The organism is Campylobacter sp., assembly GCF_030528245.1.
Lineage (GTDB): Bacteria > Campylobacterota > Campylobacteria > Campylobacterales > Campylobacteraceae > Campylobacter_D.
In genome coordinates, this window is the sequence record NZ_JAUMZG010000061.1 from 1 (window position 1) to 1,867 (window position 1,867).

1 protein-coding gene is annotated in these 1,867 nt (G+C 47.1%); it reads right to left on the reverse strand.

Translation table 11 applies throughout. The annotated features are described in order from the left end of the window. The coding region (gene dnaE / locus Q4A73_RS07310; RefSeq protein WP_303206795.1) for a DNA polymerase III subunit alpha at window positions 1-1,659 on the reverse strand (1,659 nt) is incomplete at its 3' end. Window positions 1,660-1,867: the final 208 nt, after the last annotated feature.

A 1,867-nucleotide genomic window follows, 5' to 3' on the forward strand; every position in this document is an offset into this window, starting at 1 on the left:
AAGCGGAGTTTTAAGCCATAGAGGGGTGTTAGAGATGACAAGTCCAGCGGCGTGGATTCCGGCATTGCGGTTGAGCCCCTCTATGGCTTTGGAATAGCTCCAAAGCTCCTTGCCTTTAGGATGCTTGTCGATGAATTCTTTGATTTTAGGCTCTTTTTTATAGGCCTCATCGAGGGTGATTTTCAGCTCTTCGGGGATGAGCTTGGCTAGCTCATCAGCATCCTGAATGCTAATGTCTAGCACCCTAGCCACATCGCGAATAACGCCTTTGGCAAGAAGCTTATTGAAGGTACTCACCTGCGCGACCTTGTCCGCGCCGTATTTGTCGATCACATAGTCGATCACCTCATCGCGCCCGTTTTTACAAAAATCCACATCGATATCGGGCATACTCACACGCTCAGGATTTAGAAAACGCTCAAAAAGCAAATTGTAAGGGAGGGGGTCGATGTCGGTGATCTTCAGTGCAAACGCGACCAAACTCCCCGCCGCAGATCCCCTGCCCGGACCCACAGGTATGCCCCTGTCCTTTGCCACCTTGATGAAGTCATGGACGATGAGCATATAGCCTGAGAATTTCATTGCTTTGATGGTTTTAATTTCCCTTTCAAGCCTCTCCTTATAGGCCTCGTGCTTGTCCTCGTTTATGAATTTAAGCCTCTCATCAAGCCCCTTCCTGCAAAGAAACTCAAAAACCAAATCATCATTGTCAAAGTTAAATTCCATCTCAGGCTGGGCGAGGGGGATGTCAAATTCCTTCGCGTATTCTCTGGTGAATTTGAAATTGGGCGGGGTGGGATTGCCCAGCTTTAGCTCTAGCTTGCACTTGTCCGCTATTTCTTGTGTGTTGCTTATGGCTTCTGGGATGTCGGCAAAAAGTTCGCACATTTGCGCAGGGGTTTTGACATAAAATTCATGCACGCTATGGCGCATCCTGCCCGGGTCGTCGAGCTTTTTCCCCATGCCGATGCACATGAAAACCTCGTGCGCGGCGGCTCTTTCTTTGAAGGTATAATGCGTATCGTTGGTCGCGATGATTTTGATGTCAAGCTCCTTTGAAAGCCTGATAATATCATCATCAATGGCCTTTTGATCCCCGATACCATGCCGCATCATCTCAAAATAAAAATCCTCCCCAAAAACCCTCTTATACCAAAGCGCCGCCTCTCTTGCCGCTTCGTAGCCCTTGGCGCCAAAGCGGACATTGCGCTCGTTATGGATGTTTAAGTGCCAATTGACCTCACCCTGCAAGCAAGCCGAAGAGCAAATCAAACCCTCGCTATACTGCTCCAAAAGCTTTTTATTGATGCGAGGGTAGTAATAGAGGCCTTTGATGTAGCTTTGTGAGCTAAGATACATTAAATTTTTATAACCCACTTCATTTTTTGCGTAAAGGCAGAGGTGAAAGCGCTGCTTTGAGCTTTTGTCGTTCAAATCGTCCATATTATGCAAATACGCCTCCATCCCGATGATGGGCTTGATCCCCTGCGCTCGCATCGTCTGGTAAAAATCAATCGCCCCAAACATATTTCCGTGGTCTGTCATCGCCACGCTGGTCGCACCCTGCTCCTTGAGGGCTAGGGCGAGTTCTTGGAGCTTGTTAGCGCCATCAAGCAGGGAATACTCAGTGTGCAAATGCAAATGCGTAAATTGGCTCATATCCTGGGTCCTTGTAGAAATTTTTAAGAGCGATTGTAAAAAATCTTTGCTGAATTTATGAGTAGGCTTGGAAAATTTTCTTTGAATTTGGCTAAAATCATCAGGGCCGCGAGGTCTTAATCAACCTTAAAGGATAGCCAATGCGCGTGAAAATTTTTTACTGCCAAATGTGAAACTACAAACCCCAAGCTGCAAGGGTTGCAGAAGA